This window comes from Paracoccus sp. (in: a-proteobacteria) (genome assembly GCF_039808215.1).
Taxonomy (GTDB): Bacteria; Pseudomonadota; Alphaproteobacteria; order Rhodobacterales; family Rhodobacteraceae; genus Paracoccus.
Map to the genome: position 1 here is coordinate 19,358 of NZ_JBDHSP010000029.1, position 17,242 is coordinate 36,599.

The window sequence follows — 17,242 nt, forward strand, 5'->3', positions numbered from 1 at the left end:
GCTGCTAAATACGGAGGTTTCCGATGGCCGAGCAGCGCAGTATCCGCAAGCGGCGCAAGATCCAGGGCGTCACCATGATGGACGTGGCGCGCGCGGCCGGGGTCTCGCCATCGACCGTGTCGCTGTTCCTGCGCCGGCCCGAGGCGGTCTCGGCCGCGGCGGGCGAGGCGGTGCAGGCGGCGATCCGGCAGTTGAACTATGTGCCGAACCTGATCGCCGGCGGCCTGGCGGCGGCCTCGTCGCGGGTGGTGGGGGTGATCGTGCCTTCGGTGCGCAACGCCTTCTTCGCCGAGACGGTGGCGGCGCTGCAGCGCGACCTGGGCCGGGCGCGGCTGCAGATGCTGCTGGGCCACAGCGAATACGACCCGCAGACCGAGGAGGATCTGGTGCGCGCCACGCTCTCCTGGGCGCCCGCGGCCATCGTGCTGACCGGGCTTGGCCATGCCGAAGCGACGCGGGCGATGCTGAAGGCGGCGGCGATCCCGGTGGTGCAGATCTGGGAGCTGGGCCGGACCCAGCCCATCGACGCCGCGGTGGGCTTTCATCACGATCAGGTCGGCGCTGCCGCCGCAAGGCATCTGGTGGCGCGCGGCTGCCGGGCGCTGGTCTATCTCAGCGGGCGCACGCATCAGGACCGGCGCGCGGCGCAGCGCGCCGCCGGCTTTCTGGCGGCGGCGCGGGAACTGGGCGTGCCGGTCCGCCACCTGGGCCATCCCGCCCCCGCCACGGTCGAGCAGGGCGGCATCCTGTTCGCACAGCTGCTGGCCGAGGCGCCGGCGGTGCAGCCCCTGGGCATCGGCTGCTCGAACGACCTGCTGGCGCTTGGCGTGCTGTTCGAGGCGCAGCGGCGCGGCCGGCGCATCCCCGAGGAATTCGCCGTCATCGGCTTTGGCGACATGGGCTTTGCCGCATCAAGCAACCCGGCGCTGTCGACGATCCGGCCGGCGGGCGACCTGATCGGCAGCGAGGCCGCGCGGCTGATCGTCGCCCGCCTGGCCACGCCCGAGCTTGCCGCGCCCGAGCGGCGCGAAGCCGGCATCATCGACACCGGCTTCAGCGTCATGCACCGGCAAAGCACCTGAGCCGCGGCCCGGCACGGGTTGACCTTGCGTCAACCGCATGCCCCCATGCCGCGGCACGATTTTCACCCAGAAAGGATTCGACCGTGAAGGATTACCTGTTCCCCGCGATTCTGGCCGCCGGCGCGCTGGCTGGCCCGGTGCTGGCGCAGGATGCGCCCGCAACCATCGTCATCCATGCCGGCACGCTGCTGGCCGATGCCACGCAGGCGCCGCTGCACGAGCAGTCGGTGATCGTCACCGGCAACCGGATCGAGGCGATCGAGCCCGGCTTCGTGCAGCGCGAGGGTGCGCAGGTCGTCGATCTGAGCAAGGCCTTCGTCATGGCCGGGATGATCGACAGCCATGTCCACATCAGCTCGCAGCTTGCCCCTGACGCGCGGCTGAAGAAGGTCGAGAATTCGGACGCGGACTGGGCGCTGCAGGGGGCGCTGCACGGAAAGCGCACGCTCGAGGCCGGCTTCACCACCATCCAGGACCTGGGCGCCAGCAGCATCGACGCGGTCTTTGCCCTGCAGGCGGCGTCCAGGCGCAACGAACTGCCGCTGCCGCGCATCCGCGCCGCCGGCTATTCGATCTCGGTCAGCGGCGGGCATGGCGACGGCCGCCAAGGCTACAATGAGGACGTGGCCGAGGTGCTGCACAAGGATTCGGTCTGCAACGGCGCCGATGACTGCCGCCGCGCCACGCGCGAGCAGATCCGCAAGGGCGCCGACATCATCAAGATCACTGCGACCGGCGGCGTGCTGTCGAACACGCTGGCGGGGTTCAACCAGCAGTTCACCACCGCCGAGATCGAGGCCATCGTCGATGCCGCCCGCAGCATGGGACGGCAGGTGACGGCGCATGCACATGGGCTGGACGGGATTAATTCTTCGCTGGCCACTGGCGTGATGTCGATCGAACACGGCACCTATCTGGACGACCAGTCCATCGCGCTGTTCAAGGAAAAGGGCGCTTATCTGGTGCCGACGGTGATGGCCGGGGATTTCGTCGCCAAGACCGCGAAAACCGCGACCTGGATGACCGAGGCGCAGCGCATCAAGTCGCTCGAGGCGGGACCGCTGATGCTGGACATGCTGCGCAAGGCCCATGCCGGCGGCGTCAGGATCGCCTTTGGCACCGACAGCGGCGTGTCGCGCCATGGTGACAATGCCACGGAACTGGTGCTGATGGTCGAGGCCGGCATGACCCCGCAGCAGGCGCTGGCTGCCGCGACGGTGAATGCCGCCGACCACCTCGAGATGGCCGGGCAGATCGGCAGCATCGCCCCCGGCAAGCTGGCCGACATCATCGCGCTTGGCGCCAGCCCGCTGGAGAATATCGAGCAGATGCACGAGGTGGGTTTCGTGATGAAGGATGGCAACATCTACAAGTCCGACCTCTGAGGCCCGGGCCGGGCGCGACCATGCGCCGCAGCGCGCGGGCTTGGCTGCGCGCCGCGCCGGGCCTAGGTTTCCAAGGTCGGCACTGTCCCCCGCCGCGGCTTGACAGGCGCCGCCCGCCCGCGCAAGTTGCCCGCCTGTCCGGCGCCGCCACGATCACGGAAAGACCCAGCATGGCCCAGCAGCAGACCCCCAGGCTTCCCGACACCCGGCAGACGCTGGAATACATGACCGACGCCTGGCAGCGATCGGTGCTGTATCTCGACGTGATGCGCCAGCGTGCCGAGCAGTTCGAGGCCCATCTCGCCCAGCCCGAGCCCAATGTGCTGAGCTATCGCGCCGAGGTGGTGATGGACGGGCGCGACCTGCCGCGGCCGGTCAATTACCGGCTGCTGGCCATTACCCCTCCGGCGCGCCTCAGCATCGACCCGGCCAAGCGCCCCTTCGTGGTCATCGATCCGCGCGCCGGCCACGGCCCCGGCATCGGCGGCTTCAAGGCCGACAGCGAGATCGGCGTGGCGCTGAGGGCCGGGCATCCGGTCTATTTCATCGGCTTCCTGCCCGAGCCCGAGCCCGGGCAGACCATCCTCGACATCGCCGCCGCCGAGGCGACCTTCCTGGAAACCGTCATCGCCCGCCATCCCGCGGCCGAGGGCAAGCCCTGCGTGATCGGCAATTGCCAGGCGGGCTGGGCGGTGATGCTGCTGGCGGCGCTGCGCCCGGAACTGTTCGGGCCGCTGATCCTGGCCGGGGCGCCGCTGTCCTATTGGGCGGGCAAGCGCGGCCAGGGCGCGATGCGCTATGCCGGCGGGCTGCTTGGCGGCTCGTGGCTGACGGCGCTGGCGGGCGATCTGGGCGCGGGCCGGTTCGACGGCGCCTGGCTGGTGCAGAACTTCGAGAACATGAACCCCGCCAACACCCTGTGGCGCAAGCAATACGACCTCTGGTCAGAGGTCGACACCGAATCCGGCCGCTATCTGGGCTTCGAGCGCTGGTGGGATGCGCATGTAAGCCTGAACGCCGGCGAGATGCAGTGGATCGTCGACGAGCTGTTCATCGGCAACCACCTGGCGGCGGGCGAGATCCGCGCCGATGACGGCACCGCCATCGACCTGCGCGCGGTGCGCGCGCCGATCGTGGTCTTCTGCTCGCAGGGGGACGCGATCACGCCGCCGCAGCAGGCGCTGGACTGGATCCTTGATCTTTACGACAGCGAGGAGGACATCCGCGCCTGGGGCCAGACCATCGTCTATACGGTGCATGATCACGTCGGCCATCTGGGGCTGTTCGTCTCGGGCGGGGTGGCGCGCAAGGAACATGGGGAATTCGCCTCGAACATCGACCTGATCGACGTGCTGCCGCCCGGGCTTTACGAGGCGGTGCTGACGCCGCGCGCCGAGGCCGGGGGTGAGGGCGATCTGGTCGGCGGCGACTGGCTCATGCGCTGCGAGGCCCGCACGCTGGACGACATCCGCGCCCTGGGTGGCAACGATCTGGCCGAGGACCGCGCCTTCGAGGCGGCGGCGCGCCTGTCCGAGATCAATCTTGCGCTTTACCGCCGCCATGTGCAGCCCGCGGTGCAGGCGCTGGCCAGCCCGCAGCTGGCCGAGGCCATGCGCCGCATGCATCCGCTGCGCCGCTCGCTGCGCTTCTTTGGCAGCGCCAATCCCTGGATGCCCTGGGTTGCCTTCGAGGCCGGGCGCGTGCGCGAGAACCGCCTGCCGGCCGCGCCCGACAACCCGTTCCTGGCGCTGCAGGCGCGGGTCTCGGAAAGCATGGTCGCCGGGCTCGAGGCCTGGCGGCGCACCGCCGAGAACATTGCCGAGACGGGCTTTCACGCCATCTATGGCAACGGGCTGCTGCAGGCGGCGCTTGGCATCGACACCACCGGCGCGCGCGCCCCGCGCAAGCCGGCGCGCAGCCAGTTGCACGACAAGCTGGTGTGCCACCGCCGCGAGGCGCTGCGCGCCGACATGGACCGTGGCGGTCTGGACCAGGCGGTGGTGCGTGCCCTGGTCTGGGCCGCGATGTCACGGCGCGTGGTCGACGAGCGCAGCTTTGCCGCCATCACCCGCCTGCGCAAGGCCCATGCCGCCTGCCGCAAGCTGACGCTGGGCGATTTCAAGGCGCTGGTGCGCCAGCAATATCTGATGCTGGTCCTTGACGAGGAGGCGGCGCTGCAGGCCATCCCGGCGCTGCTGCCCGAGGATGCCGAGGCGCGCCGCAATGCGCTGGCCACCGTCTGCGAGGTGATCGCCGCCTCGGGTCCGCCGGACGCGGCCGGAAACCGCCGGCTTGAACGCATCGCGGAACTGTTCGGGCTGCCACCCGGGCGGGACCGGAAACTGCGGCTGGTCTGAACGGGGGATGCGCATGGGCGGCAGACGGGGGGCGGCATGAGTGAGGCGATCCTGGTGATCAACGCCGGCTCCTCCAGCCTGAAATTCCAGTCCTTTGGCCTGACCGATGCCGGGCTGATGCGGCGCCTGCGCGGGCAGGTGGACGGCATCGGCCTGCGCCCGCGGCTGCGCGCCAGCGACGGGCTGGGCCATGTGCTGGTCGACCGCAGCTATGCCGCGCATGAGGTCGCGGACCTGCCCGCCGCCATCGCCCTGACCCGCGACTGGCTGCAGAGCCGCGCCGATGTGGTGCTGCGCGCCATCGGCCACCGCGTCGTGCATGGCGGCCCGAACCACGACCGCGCCGTGCTGATCGACGAGCCGGTGCTGCAGGAACTGGCGCGCTATCAGGTGCTGGCGCCGCTGCACCAGCCCAACAACATCGCCCCGATCCGCCTCGCCATGGCGATCGCCCCCGAGGTGCCGCAGGTCGCCTGTTTCGACACCGCCTTTCACCGCGGCCATGCCGAACATGCCGATTGCTATGCCCTGCCGCGCGAATTCTACGAGGCCGGCATCCGCCGCTACGGCTTTCACGGGCTGAGCTATGAATATATCGCCCGCAAGCTGCCGGAACTGGCGCCGGCGCTGGCGGGCGGGCGCGTCATCGTCGCGCATCTGGGTAGCGGCGCCTCGATGTGCGCGCTGCAGGCCGGGCGCAGCGTCGAGACGACCATGGGTTTCACCGCGCTGGACGGGCTGCCGATGGGCACGCGCCCGGGCCAGATCGACCCCGGCGTGGTGCTGCACCTGATCGAGCAGAAGGGCATGTCCCCGGGTGAGGTGACGCGGCTGTTCTATCACGGCGCCGGGCTGGCCGGGCTCTCTGGCATTTCAAGCGACATGCGCGACCTGCTGGCCAGCCCCGATCCGCGCGCCGCCTTCGCGGTCGAGCATTTCATCTATCGCTGCGGGCTGCAGGCCGGCCAGCTGGCCGCGGCGCTGGGAGGGCTTGACGGCTTCGTCTTTACCGCCGGCATCGGCGAGCATTCCCCCGAGATCCGCGCCCGCATCGCCGCGCGCCTGGCCTGGCTGGGGGCCGAGCTGGACGCGCAGGCGAACGCGGCCGGGGCGGCGGTGATCTCGACACCGGGCAGCCGCCTGCCGGTGCATGTCATCCCCACCGACGAAGAGCTGATGATCGCGCGCCACACGCTCGCGCTGATCTGTCCACCGTGAGCGTCACTCCAGCCGGAACAGCACGAAGGCCGAGCGCAGGTCGCCGGCGATCTTGTCGTCGCTGACCATCAGGAAATGCCCGTCCTCCAGTGCCGCCAGCCCCTCGAAATCGGCGTCAGCAAGGTCGCTGACCGGGATCGCCAACTGCGTGCCGGTGCAATCCTGCCCCGCCAGGCAGGCCGGCAGATCGATGACGCGCAGCCAGGGCGCCATGGCCTCGGTCACGTCGTCCTTGGTGCGCTCGAGGATGAAAAGCCGGTCGTCCAGCGTCTCCATGCCCTTGATCGAGACCGAATCCGCCGCGCCGGTGGAAAAGCTTGCAGCGCCTGCCCGGGTGCTGAACAGCGCGTGGCGGTCGCGCGGCTGCCCGGCCTGCGGCTCTTCGGTCATGGCCAGAAAGCCGGTGGCTTCGGTCCAGCCGAGCGATTCGATGCCGTCCTTCTTGCTGGCCTGCTTGCTGGCATCGCGCAGCGGCTCGGGCAGCGGCTCGTCGCGCAGCCACTTGCCCTGGCTGTCGAACACCGCCAGCCGCGGCCCCTTTTCGCTGACGATGGCGATGCTGCCATCCGCCAGCAGCGCCGCGCCCTCTGGGTTGAAGCCCTGGTCGCGCAGCGCCGTGCCGTCGGGCCCGGTCAGCAGATGCAGCGCGACCGGCGTGACCCCGGTCAGCCGCCCGTCGCTGACCTGCAGGTCCAGCCGCGCCAGATAGCCGCGGTCCGAGACCGCCAGCACGCCTTGGCCGTCGGGGGCGCGCAGCAGGGCCGAGAACTCGCCGATCTTCTCGCCCTGAAGCCTGGTCTCGCCCAGGATCACCTGCCCCAGGGGGGTGACCGCCAGCGCCGCGGCCGGCAGCGCGCTTGCCGCCAGTGCGGCCAGGGTCAGTGCAATGGCTTTCATGAGTTTTTTCCCTTTCGTGAATCATAGCGATAGCCGGCGCCGCGCAGGGTGGCGATGCGCCCGCCGTAAGGCGCGATCTTGCGCCGCAGCCGGCCGACATAGACATCGACGACATTGGTCAGCGGGTCCTCCTGGATGCCCCAGACGGCATTGAGGATGCGTTCGCGCGACAGTGCCCGGTCGGGGTTGGCCAGAAACAGCACCATCATCTCGCGTTCCTTGACCGAAAGGTCGACCTCGGCGCCATCGACGAAGATGCGCAGCCCGTCGGCGTCAAAGCGGATACCGTCGTCGCCGGCATCCTCGCCGGTTTCGGCCTGGCGCTGCCGGCGGTGCAGGGCCTCGATCCGGGCCAGCAGTTCCTCGAAATCGAAGGGCTTGGTCAGATAGTCGTCGGCGCCCATGCGCAGCCCGGCCACGCAGGCCTCGGTGCCGTCCAGCGCCGTCAGCATCAGGATCGGCGTGCGGTCGCCCCGGGCGCGCAGGCGCCGGCAGACATCCTGCCCCGAGATCCCCGGCAACATCAGGTCCAGCAGCACCACGTCGAAATGCCCCGCAGCCATGGCCTGCAGCGCGCATTCGCCGTCTGGCGCATGTTCGACCGTCCAGCCCTCGGCCTTCAGGCCGCGGCGCAGGAAATCGGCGACGCGCGCCTCGTCCTCGACCAGCAGCAGGTTCATGCGACCTCCTTGCGGCAATGCGGCGCGCGCGGCAGTTCCAGCACGGCGATGGTACCGCCGCCGGGGCGCGGCTCAAGCCAGGCGCCGCCGCCATGCGCCTCGGCGATGGCGCGCACGATCGGCAGGCCGAGACCGCTGCCCTCGGTGTCGCGCTCGACGGCGTTCGAGCCGCGGAAGAAGCGGGTGAAGGCGCGCCGGCACTCCTCGGGGGTAAGGCCGGGCCCGTCGTCCTCGACCTGGATGTGATAGCCCTGCGGCGTGGCAAGCAGCCGCACCACGATGTCCGGCCCGCCATAGAGCCGGGCGTTCTGCACCAGCGCCGCCACCGCCTGGCGGATGCGGTTGCGGTCGGCCTGGATCGGGCTTTGCGCCAGATCGCACAGCACCGCCGGAGCGCCGGGGTCGATCATCGCCACGGCCTGCTCGACCGTCGGGCGCAGCTCGAACCGGTCGAGGTTCAGCCGCGGCCGCCCGGATTCGTTGCGCGCCATGAACAGCAGGTCCTCGACCAGCAGCGTGGTGCGGGCCGCGGCCTCGCGCGTGCGCGCCAGCGCCTCGCGATAGACCTCGGGCGGCTTGTCGGCGCCGCGCAGCGCGATGTCGCTTTCGCCGATGATGATGGTCAGCGGCGTGCGCAGCTCGTGGCTGACATCGGCCAGCATCTGGCGGCGGGCCTCTTCCTGTTCGCGCGCCTCTCCCAGCAGCTGCGCCAGATCGGCGGTGCGCGCCGCCACCGCCGCCTCGAGCGCGGCATTCTGATCCGAAAGCGAGCGTTCGCGGGCCTCGACGCGCTCGGCCAGCTGGTCCAGCACACCCGCCACCTCGGCAATCTCCGAGCGGCCGCGCAGCGCCATGCGATGGCCGTAATTGCCCTCGGACAGCTCGCGCACCCCGTCGCGCAGCCGCGCCAGCGGCCGCGCCATGACCGCCTGCCACACCAGCAGCAGCAGCACCGTGCCCAGCATCACCGCCACCAGCAGCCCCGCCAGCAGCCGGCGCAGGAACACCGTCTGGGCCCTGGCGGCGGCCTCGGTCTCCTCGACCTCATCGGCCTCCTGGCCGATGGTGCGGTCGATCTGGCTGGCCAGGTCGCGGTCGATGCCCTCGTCGAGGATGCGCGCCAGCTCGTCGCGGCGCTGCGCCTCGGCGGGCAGGGCGATCTGCCGTTCGATGTCGGCGATCTGGCGGCGCAGGGTCAGTTCCAGAAGCGCCAGCTCATCCAGTTCTTCGGTCTCTTCCTGGCCGACCAGCTCGATCTCTTCGGCGACGGCGCGGCGGATGTTGGCCAGGTTGTCCTGGATCGCCGCCTTCAGGCTGTCGCGGTGTTCGCCGCCGTCGCGCTCTCCGACCAGCAACACATCGGCATATTGCTTGAACAGGTCGGCCACATTGGCCCGCAGGCCCATGTGTTCCTCAAGCGAGCTGTGCGCCCAGTGGATGCGATTGCGCATGAAGGCGTCGCGCTCGATCGACCACCATGCAAGGCCAAGCGCCGTGCCGGTGAAGACCAGCATGACAAGCGCATATCGCGACAGGATCGTGCTAAGGCGCATGGCGTTTCCCTGTCCGGACGGGCGCGGCGGCGCGGTGGCGGGTCGCGGCGATCATGGCAGCAGCAGGGCGCGCAGGGCAAGAAAGACCAGCGCTGCGAGGCCGGCCGCGGCCGGTACGGTGATCACCCAGGCGGCGAGGATGCGCAGCATCAGCCGGCGGTTCACCAGCTGCTGCCGCCGGGCGCCGGGACCGCGGGCCGGTGCTGCGGTCTGCGCGCGCAGCGCCGCCAGCATGGCGCGGCGCCGCGCCGGGGCCAGGGCGTGCAGGCGGGCGATGAAACGCTCGGCCGCGGCGCCGTCCGCGGCGGGGTGGCGGGCGCGGATCTCGGCCAGGGTGGCGGCGTGGCGGGCCTTCAGCGCCTCGCGCAGCCAGCCCACGCCCAGCACCGCGCCGACGGTGACATGGGTGGTCGAGATCGGCATGCCCAGATGGCTGGCCACGATCACCGTCAGCGTGCTGGCCATGGCGATGCACCAGGCGCGCAGCGCGTCGAGATCGGTCAGCCCCTCGCCCACGGTGCGGATCACCCGCGGCCCGAAGGCCAAAAGCCCGATCGCCAGCCCCAGCGCCCCGAGCAGCATGACCCAGAAGGGCACCGCCGCCGCGTCGTGATAGGCGCCCGAGGACAGGGCATCGACGATCCCCGCCAGCGGCCCGATGGCATTGGCGACATCGTTCGAACCATGCGCGAAGGACAGCGCCCCCGCCGCCAGGATCAGCGGCACCGCCAGCAGCCGGTTCACCGCCGCCTTGCCATGCGCGTGCCCCATGGCCAGCCGGCGGACGCGGACGCGCATCAGCGCCCAGACCGGGGCCGCCACCGCCAGCCCGCCCAGCATCGCGCCGGGCAGCGTCACCGCCACCACCCGCGACAGGCCCTCGAGCAGCAGATAGCCGGTCAGCACCCAGGCCATGGCCGCAGCCAGCACCGGCACGCCGCGGCGCGCGGCGGCGATCATGTCGGGCTGCCAGGTGATGGCGCGCTTGACGGCGTAAAGCAGCGCCGCTGCCAGCGCCGCGCCGACCAGCGGCGAGATCAGCCATGAGGCGGCGATGTCGGCCATCACCCGCCAGTCCACCACCGCCGGCCCCGCCGCCGCCATGCCGGCCCCCAGCACGCCGCCGACGATGGCATGGGTGGTCGAGACCGGCGCCCGCATGGCGGTGGCCAGGTTCAGCCAGATCGCCGCCGCCAGCAGCGCCGCCAGCATGGTCTGGACATAGGCCTGGGCCGAGGGCAGCAGCGCCGGCGCGATGATGCCCGAACGGATGGTGCCCACCACCTCGCCGCCGGCGATCAGCGCGCCAGCGATCTCGCAGAGCGCGGCCATGACCAGGGCGGCGGTGACCGGCAGGGCGCGCGCGCCCACCACCGGCCCGATATTGTTGGCCACGTCATTGGCGCCGATGTTCAGCGCCATATAGCCGCCAAAGCCCGCGGCGAGGGCCAGCGCCGGCGCCAGATCGCCGGCGCCGGTGGCGGCATGGGCGGCGGCGGCCAGCAGGAATCCGGCCGAAAGCGCTAGCCGGCCGGCAAGGCCGCGCGAGGGGCGGCGCGGCGGCAGGACCTGGGAGGTGGCGGCCTGGATCAGCGCGGGCATGGCGGGTGTCCTTCCCTGCAGGATGCGCCGCCTCAGGCGGCGATGCGGCTGGCGGAGGCCGCAGCCAGAGGCGCGGCGCCCAGCAGGCTGAGCCGGCGCAGCGCCGGCAGAAAGCGGTTCATGCGCGCGACCTGACCCAGCGCCGCCATGCCGATGCAGTATTTCGAGCAGCGTTTCGTCGGATGCAGGTGCAGCCGGCGCAGGATGGCATCGGCGGCGCCATTGCCGCGGGCGGATTTCGTCTCGACGATGAACAGCCCGGGCGAGACCGCGCGCTTGTGCCCGTTCTGGGCAAAGTCGATGCCGCTGTCGATGGTCATGCGCTCGCCCCCCTGCTTGGCGACCAGGGTCACGCGCTGATAGCGCATGCCGATCACCGGGGTCAGGTCGCGCGCCAGCGGCGTGCCGTAAAGCTCGGTGTGGCAGCGGTCGATGAAGCCGGTGCAGGCCGCGTCCAGTTCCTCAAGCGGGGCGTCAAGGCGCAGGCGCTTTTTCACCGTCACGTCGCGCTTGTCCTTGAGCTTGACCTCGAGATAGCTGAAGCCCGCGTCCAGATATTGCCGCACCCGCACCTTGCAGCGCTTGCGGCGCCCCTGGTGGTGGTCGTAATAGGCGCGCCGCTCGGCATCGTCGAAATAGCGCGTCGCATAGGTGAAGGCGCGCCGGCCGTCGATCTCGAGCACGTCGAACAGGGCGCGGAACTCGGCCAGCGCCAGGTGCAGCCCTGCGGCCGGGATGATGTATTTCTGGTCCAGGCGCTCAAGCATCGCGGCCTTGGCATTCAGCGCCTCGAGGCTGATGCCGTCGAACTGCCCGAGGCTTGCGGCGATGCGCGGGTCCATGGCGGGGTCCTTTCGTCACTTGCGATAGAAGACATTGATCCGCGCCATGTCGCTGACATAGTCGAGCGCGGTGATCTGATAGGACATCACGGTGACGCCCAGCCGCTTCGAGAGGTCGGCCTTCATCCGCACCGGATCCGACAGCGCGTCATGGTCGATCTTGTCCAGCGTGACCTTGATGCCGTCCACCGAGGCGAGGATGCGCGGATGGTCGAACAGCCAGGCGCCGATCACCACCAGCGCCGCGACGATGCCGACAAAGGGCAGGGCGGTGCCCTGCACCGCGGTGATCACCGCCAGCGCGATGGCGCCGAAGAAATAGGTGATCTCGATCTTGCTGATCGGCTCGGAGCGCAGGGTGAACAGCGCGAGGATGGCAAACAGCCCGAACCCCGCCGCGACCGAGAATTCGACCGCGCCGAGGATGGTCAGCACGCCAAAGGCGAAGATGTTGAACAGCGCCGCCGCGGTGACCAGTTCCTTGTCGCGGTAGCGGCGGTAGTAAAGCCCGAACACCAGCACCAGCATCGCCAGCAGGTCGATGCCGAAGCGGGCCGCCAGCTCGGGCCGAACGATGGACAAAAGCGTCATGGCGGCTCCCTGAACTGCCCGGCGCGCGATGACAGGCGGCGCGGGCGCAAAGTCGTCCGGGGATTCGCCACCGACTCCGGCGCGTTTCCCCATGCCGCCATCATGCACCGGCGCCGCTTGCAACTGCCTGACGGCAAGATGAACAAAGGATGACAGAAGGGTGAAGGTCGCCTGACGCGCGCCGGGGCGGGGTCAGGCGGCGCGCAGCCGGTTCGCGATCAGGTCCAGCAGCGCCGCGCCGCCGTTGTAAAGCAGGGCGCTGTCGACCGGGGTGACATCGGCGCCGCGCGCGATCAGCAGCTGCGGCACACCGCGCAGGCCAAGTGCCGCCATCTCGGCGCGGCTGGCGGCAAAGCGCGACTCTGCCGCCGCCTGCAGATCGGCATCCTCGCGCAGCTGCGCCGCCAGTGCCGCGGGCGCCAGCGCATGGCCGGCCGCCGCGGCGACATCGGCGGCAATGTCGGCGGCGACCTCCTCGCGCGCGGTGTCGCGGCCTTCGACATAGCGCGCGTGCTGCGCCGCCTGCAGAAAGCGCGGCTCAAGCCTGGGCGCGATCGCCCCCAGCGCCACAAGTGCCAGGTTGAGCGGGCCCGAGCCGAAGACCCCGTCCGGCGCCAGCAGCACCTGTCGGCGATAGGCCTCGGAAAACCGCTGGCCGGTCAGCCTTTCGATGCGCTGGTCGTTTTCCCAGGCGTGATCGGCGATAGCCGCGATCGGGCGCGGCAGATGAAACAGCCCCGAGGGCATCATGCGCAGCCGCGCCGGATGCTGCCGGGCAAGCAGGGCCAGCGCCGGCGCGCAGGCATAGCACCAGCCGCAGAGCGGGTCGAAATGATAGCGAAGTGCAAGTTCCCCGGCCATGTCTGTCGTCCTCGTGGCTGCCTGAGGCGCAGCCTGCCAGCCGGGCGGGGCGGGCGCTAGAGGTCCTGGGCCAGTTCCGACGCTGCCGCCTGCAGCGCCGGCAGGTGCCGCATCCCCTGCTCAAGCGTCAGGCGCTGCACCGGCGCGTGGAAGGACACCGTGGCCGCCAGCCGACCTTCCGCGTCCAGCACCGGCACCGCCAGCGCGATCATGCCTGCCATCAGCTCCTCGTTGTCGGTGGCGTGGCCCTGGCGGCGGATCTCGTCCAGCGCGGCGCGCAACCGGCCGGGGTCGGTGATCGTCTGCGCGCTATGCGCTTCCAGCGGCGCCCGCCGCAGGATGCGCTCGCGCAGCGCCTCGGGCAGCATGGCAAGGCACATCTTTCCCGAGGCCGTGGCATGCAGCGGCACGCGCGAGCCGACCTGCAGCTGGATGCGCAGCGGCCATTGCGTCTCGACCCGGTCGATATAAAGCATGGCGTCGCCATCCGGGATCGACAGGTTGCAGGTCTCGCCCACCTGGGCGTTCAGCCGAATCAGCGTGTCGTGCCGGGGCTGGCTGTAATAGCCGCCCAGCATGGCGCCGCGCGCCAGCTGCCGCAGCCGCGGCCCCGGCAGATAGCTGCGCCCGTCGATCTGGCGGCTGAGGAAGCCCTCGGATTCCAGCGTGCCGACCAGGCGGTGGATGGTGGGAACGGGCAGGTTCAGGGCGGCGTTGATCTCGGTCGCGGTCATCGGCCGGCCACCGGCGGCCAGCGCCTCGAGAATGCAGAGATTGCGCAGGCCTGAGGGAATGGAATCGTGGTCGCTGGCTGCTGGCATGGTGCCCCGGTCATGGTCTGTCCTGGCGCAACCTTACGACTTTGTGCCGCCGCTTCCAATTGCCCCGCTGTCGCAGCAGGCAGGGGTGAACTTGTAAAAATGAGAGTGCAAATATCAAAACTGTTGCTTTTAGTGGCGCGATGGGTCATAAATGTCGGCGGGGCGGATGGAGGATCCGCCAGATATTCACGGTCTCTGCACGGGGGAGGGTAGAATGACCGAGGCAACCGCCGGTACCGGCACAAATGGCAGCTATTCGCGCGAGGTCCGCAAGGTCGCGCTGGCCAGCCTGGTAGGTTCGACGATCGAATGGTACGACTTCTTCCTGTACGGGGTCGTGGCCGGACTGGTCTTCAACCAGCTGTATTTTCCATCGGACGATCCGACCATCTCGACGTTGCTGGCCTATGCCACTTTCGCGGTCGGCTTCATCGCGCGGCCCTTCGGCGGTCTTGTCTTTGGCCATTTCGGCGACAAGGTCGGGCGCAAGGCCATGCTGGTGCTGACGCTGCTGATCATGGGCGGCGCTACCGTGGCGATCGGGCTTTTGCCCACCTATGAGCAGATCGGCATCGCTGCGCCGATCCTGCTGCTGCTCTTGCGCGTGCTGCAGGGTATCGGCATCGGCGGCGAATGGGGCGGCGCGGTGCTGATGGCCTATGAATTCGCACCGCCGCACAAGCGCGGCTTCTATGCGTCGATCCCGCAGATCGGCCTGTCGCTGGGTCTGGCGCTGGCCTCGGGGACCATGGCGCTGCTGACCTTGCTGCCCAACGAATCCTTCATGGCCTGGGGCTGGCGCGTGGCCTTCGTGGCCTCGATCGGCCTGGTCATCGTCGGCACCTGGATCCGGGCGCATGTCGGTGAAAGCCCCGAGTTCGAAAAGGAAAAGGCCGCGCATCGCGCCCAGGACCAGGGCCTGCCCTTTGTCCAGATGATGAAGCGCTATCCCGGCAATATCGTGCTGGGCATGGGCGCGCGCTATATCGACGGCGTGTTCTTCAACGTCTTCGCGGTGTTCTCGATCCTTTACCTGACCAAGCATATCGGCATGGACCGCAGTTTTGCGCTGCGCACCGTGGCTGCCGCCGCCATGGTGATGATCGTGACCATCCCGCTTTTCGGCCGCGTCTCGGACTTCATCGGCCAGGCCCGCACCTATGCCATCGGCTCGGCCATGCTGGCGATCAGCGTCTTTCCGGCCTTCTGGCTGATGTCCACGGGCGATCCGCTGCTGGTGGTGATCGGCATCGTGCTGCCTTTCGGCGTGATCTATCCGATCTGCTACGGTCCCGAGGCGGCGCTGTTTGCCAATCTGTTCGACCCCAGCGTGCGCTATACCGGCATTTCCTTCGTCTACCAGTTCTCGGGCATCTTCGCCTCGGGCATCACGCCGATGATCGCCACCGCGCTGCTGGCCGCCAATGACAACGATCCGCACTGGCTGGCGATCTATGTGGCCTTCGCGGGCGCCGTCTCGATGGTCTGCGCGATCATGCTGCACCGCCGCCGGCACGACCACCACTGATGCCGGTCCGCAGGCCCGGCCAAAGCTGCCGGGCCTGCCCCCCTTCACCCGTTTCTGACCGCAGGGGGCTGCACGTCCCCGCAAGGAGAGCAACCATGAACGCTGAGAGCGAGATTTCGGACTATGTCGTCGTCGGTGCCGGTTCGGCCGGCTGTGTCGTGGCCAACCGCCTTTCCGCCGATCCGGCGATGCGCGTGACCCTGCTTGAGGCCGGCAACCGCGACAGCAACCCCTGGATCCATGTGCCGGTCGGCTATTTCAAGACCATGCACAACCCGAATTTCGACTGGTGCTATTCGACCGAGCCCGATCCCGGCATCGGCGGGCGCAAGCTGGACTGGCCGCGCGGCAAGGTGCTTGGCGGTTCGTCCTCGCTGAACGGGCTGCTTTACGTGCGCGGCCAGCGCCAGGACTATGACACCTGGGCGCAGATGGGCAACGAGGGCTGGTCCTGGTCCGATGTCGGACCGATCTTCGAGGAACTCGAGACCTTCCAGCGCGGCACCGGCGAGGGGCGCGGCTTTAACGGTCCGCTGCAGGTCTCGGACCCGCGGCTGAAACGCGAGATCTGCGAGAAATGGATCGAGGCCGCCAAGGCCGCCGGCTATGCCTATAATCCCGACTACAACGGCCCGGTGCAGGATGGCGTGGGCCATTTCCAGCTGACGGTGAACAAGGGCTGGCGCTGTTCGTCGGCTGCGGCCTTTCTCAAGCCGATCCGCGACCGCAAGAACCTGCAGGTGGTGACGCGCGCCCATGTGCGCCGCATCGTGATCGAGGGCGGCCGCGCCACCGGCGTCGAGATCCAGCGCCCCGACGGCAGTCGCCAGGTGATCCGCGCCGGGCGTGAGGTCATCCTGTGCGCTGGCGCCATCGGCAGCCCGCAGATCCTGATGCTGTCGGGCGTCGGCCCCGCGGCGCATCTCAAGGACCACGGCATCGCCGTGCTGCAGGACATTCCCGAGGTCGGGCGCAACCTGCAAGACCATCTGCAGGCGCGGCTGGTGTTCAAATGCCATGAGGCGACGTTGAACGACGAGGTGCGCAGCCTGCTGAACAAGGCCAAGATCGGCCTGCAATACGCCCTGACGCGCAGCGGCCCGATGGCCATGGCGGCCAGCCTGGTCTTCGGCTTCATGCGCACGCGGCCGGGGCTGGATTCGCCCGATATCCAGTTCCACATCCAGCCGTGGTCCGCCGACAGCCCCGGCGAAGGGGTGCATCCCTTCTCGGCCTTCACGCAGTCGGTCTGCCAGCTCAGGCCCGAGAGCCGCGGGTCGATCACGCTGAAATCGGCCGATCCGCTGGCCGCGCCCCGTATCGACCCCAACTATCTGTCGGAAAAGGTCGATTGCGACACCATCGTCGCCGGGGTCGAGATCGCGCGCAAGCTGGCCGCGACCGAGCCGCTGAAATCGGCCATCTCCGAGGAACTGCGCCCGCCGGCCCAGCCGCAGGGCTATGATGAGCTGCTGCACTGGGCGCGCATGAACTCGACCACGATCTATCACCCGACCAGCACCTGCCGCATGGGTGCCGACGAGGCTTCCGTCGTCGATCCGCGCCTGCGCGTGCGCGGTGTGCGCGGATTGCGCATCGCCGACTGTTCCATCATGCCCAAGATCGTCTCGGGCAATACCAATGCCCCCGCGATCATGATCGGCGCGAAACTGGCGCAGATGGTCATCGAGGACCAGCGCGCCGCCGTCACCAACCCTGATGCTGCCTGAACAGAGAGGAACGAAAAAATGAAAATGACGACCGAGGAAGCCTTTGTCAAGGTTCTCCAGATGCACGGGATCGAACATGCTTTCGGGATCATTGG

14 protein-coding genes are annotated in these 17,242 nt (G+C 69.4%); 6 read left to right on the top strand and 8 right to left on the bottom strand.

All coding sequences use genetic code 11. From position 1 onward, the window contains the following. The first annotated feature begins 23 nt into the window (after positions 1–23). The 4 genes from WMK75_RS10925 (at position 24) to WMK75_RS10940 (ending at position 6,042) form a co-directional block, all read left to right on the top strand. Positions 24–1,082: a LacI family DNA-binding transcriptional regulator gene (locus WMK75_RS10925; RefSeq protein WP_347267706.1), complete on the top strand. Its 1,059-nt coding sequence runs from the start codon at positions 24–26 to the stop codon at positions 1,080–1,082. A gap of 83 nt (positions 1,083–1,165) precedes the next feature. Further along, entirely contained in the window at positions 1,166–2,467 is a 1,302-nt protein-coding gene (locus tag WMK75_RS10930) for an amidohydrolase family protein (protein WP_347267707.1), read from the top strand. Positions 2,468–2,637: 170 nt separating this feature from the next. Beyond that, positions 2,638–4,824, top strand: coding sequence for a DUF3141 domain-containing protein (locus WMK75_RS10935; protein ID WP_347267708.1), 2,187 nt, complete (start codon positions 2,638–2,640; stop codon positions 4,822–4,824). A gap of 36 nt (positions 4,825–4,860) precedes the next feature. After that, the gene (locus tag WMK75_RS10940) at positions 4,861–6,042 is read left to right on the top strand and encodes an acetate/propionate family kinase (RefSeq protein WP_347267709.1); all 1,182 of its coding nucleotides are present in this window, start codon (positions 4,861–4,863) and stop codon (positions 6,040–6,042) included. Between the two features lie 3 nt (positions 6,043–6,045). On the opposite strand, the gene WMK75_RS10945 is transcribed toward WMK75_RS10940, so the two are convergent. The 8 genes from WMK75_RS10945 to WMK75_RS10980 form a co-directional block, all read right to left on the bottom strand. Beyond that, positions 6,046–6,939: an esterase-like activity of phytase family protein gene (locus WMK75_RS10945; RefSeq protein WP_347267710.1), complete on the bottom strand. Its 894-nt coding sequence runs from the start codon at positions 6,937–6,939 to the stop codon at positions 6,046–6,048. Continuing rightward, a complete protein-coding gene (locus tag WMK75_RS10950; RefSeq protein WP_347267711.1) occupies positions 6,936–7,619 on the bottom strand; it encodes a response regulator transcription factor in 684 nt (227 codons plus the stop codon). The genes WMK75_RS10945 and WMK75_RS10950 overlap by 4 nt, the downstream gene beginning before the upstream one ends. Then, the gene (locus tag WMK75_RS10955; RefSeq protein ID WP_347267712.1) at positions 7,616–9,172 is read right to left on the bottom strand and encodes a HAMP domain-containing sensor histidine kinase; all 1,557 of its coding nucleotides are present in this window, start codon (positions 9,170–9,172) and stop codon (positions 7,616–7,618) included. Before WMK75_RS10955 ends, WMK75_RS10950 begins: the two co-directional genes overlap by 4 nt. A 51-nt stretch (positions 9,173–9,223) precedes the next feature. Further along, positions 9,224–10,774, bottom strand: a complete 1,551-nt coding sequence (locus WMK75_RS10960) for an inorganic phosphate transporter (RefSeq protein ID WP_347267713.1) — start codon at positions 10,772–10,774, stop codon at positions 9,224–9,226. A gap of 32 nt (positions 10,775–10,806) precedes the next feature. Then, the gene (locus WMK75_RS10965) at positions 10,807–11,616 is read right to left on the bottom strand and encodes a polyphosphate polymerase domain-containing protein (protein ID WP_347267714.1); all 810 of its coding nucleotides are present in this window, start codon (positions 11,614–11,616) and stop codon (positions 10,807–10,809) included. A gap of 15 nt (positions 11,617–11,631) precedes the next feature. After that, positions 11,632–12,207: a DUF4956 domain-containing protein gene (locus WMK75_RS10970; RefSeq protein ID WP_347267715.1), complete on the bottom strand. Its 576-nt coding sequence runs from the start codon at positions 12,205–12,207 to the stop codon at positions 11,632–11,634. Positions 12,208–12,399: 192 nt separating this feature from the next. After that, complete coding sequence (locus WMK75_RS10975; protein WP_347267716.1) at positions 12,400–13,068, bottom strand: DsbA family protein; 669 nt, start codon at positions 13,066–13,068, stop codon at positions 12,400–12,402. Positions 13,069–13,124: 56 nt separating this feature from the next. After that, positions 13,125–13,889 (bottom strand): IclR family transcriptional regulator, encoded by a 765-nt coding sequence (locus tag WMK75_RS10980; RefSeq protein ID WP_347267717.1) that lies wholly within the window; start codon positions 13,887–13,889, stop codon positions 13,125–13,127. A gap of 214 nt (positions 13,890–14,103) precedes the next feature. Here WMK75_RS10980 and WMK75_RS10985 point away from each other — a divergent pair, with 214 nt between their 5' ends. Further along, a complete protein-coding gene (locus tag WMK75_RS10985; protein WP_347267718.1) occupies positions 14,104–15,417 on the top strand; it encodes an MFS transporter in 1,314 nt (437 codons plus the stop codon). 95 nt (positions 15,418–15,512) lie between these two features. After that, positions 15,513–17,147 (top strand): GMC family oxidoreductase N-terminal domain-containing protein, encoded by a 1,635-nt coding sequence (locus WMK75_RS10990; protein WP_347267719.1) that lies wholly within the window; start codon positions 15,513–15,515, stop codon positions 17,145–17,147. Positions 17,148–17,242: the final 95 nt, after the last annotated feature.

Bases quoted from the DNA above. Each gene is read 5' to 3' on its own strand.
- WMK75_RS10985 (WP_347267718.1), top strand. From the start codon at position 14,104: ATGACCGAGGCAACCGCCGGTACCGGCACAAATGGCAGCTATTCGCGC.
- WMK75_RS10925 (WP_347267706.1), top strand. From the start codon at position 24: ATGGCCGAGCAGCGCAGTATCCGCAAGCGGCGCAAGATCCAGGGCGTC.
- WMK75_RS10990 (WP_347267719.1), top strand. From the start codon at position 15,513: ATGAACGCTGAGAGCGAGATTTCGGACTATGTCGTCGTCGGTGCCGGT.
- WMK75_RS10940 (WP_347267709.1), top strand. From the start codon at position 4,861: ATGAGTGAGGCGATCCTGGTGATCAACGCCGGCTCCTCCAGCCTGAAA.
- WMK75_RS10935 (WP_347267708.1), top strand. From the start codon at position 2,638: ATGGCCCAGCAGCAGACCCCCAGGCTTCCCGACACCCGGCAGACGCTG.
- WMK75_RS10950 (WP_347267711.1), bottom strand. From the start codon at position 7,619: ATGAACCTGCTGCTGGTCGAGGACGAGGCGCGCGTCGCCGATTTCCTG.
- WMK75_RS10960 (WP_347267713.1), bottom strand. From the start codon at position 10,774: ATGCCCGCGCTGATCCAGGCCGCCACCTCCCAGGTCCTGCCGCCGCGC.
- WMK75_RS10945 (WP_347267710.1), bottom strand. From the start codon at position 6,939: ATGAAAGCCATTGCACTGACCCTGGCCGCACTGGCGGCAAGCGCGCTG.
- WMK75_RS10975 (WP_347267716.1), bottom strand. From the start codon at position 13,068: ATGGCCGGGGAACTTGCACTTCGCTATCATTTCGACCCGCTCTGCGGC.
- WMK75_RS10955 (WP_347267712.1), bottom strand. From the start codon at position 9,172: ATGCGCCTTAGCACGATCCTGTCGCGATATGCGCTTGTCATGCTGGTC.
- WMK75_RS10965 (WP_347267714.1), bottom strand. From the start codon at position 11,616: ATGGACCCGCGCATCGCCGCAAGCCTCGGGCAGTTCGACGGCATCAGC.
- WMK75_RS10980 (WP_347267717.1), bottom strand. From the start codon at position 13,889: ATGCCAGCAGCCAGCGACCACGATTCCATTCCCTCAGGCCTGCGCAAT.
- WMK75_RS10970 (WP_347267715.1), bottom strand. From the start codon at position 12,207: ATGACGCTTTTGTCCATCGTTCGGCCCGAGCTGGCGGCCCGCTTCGGC.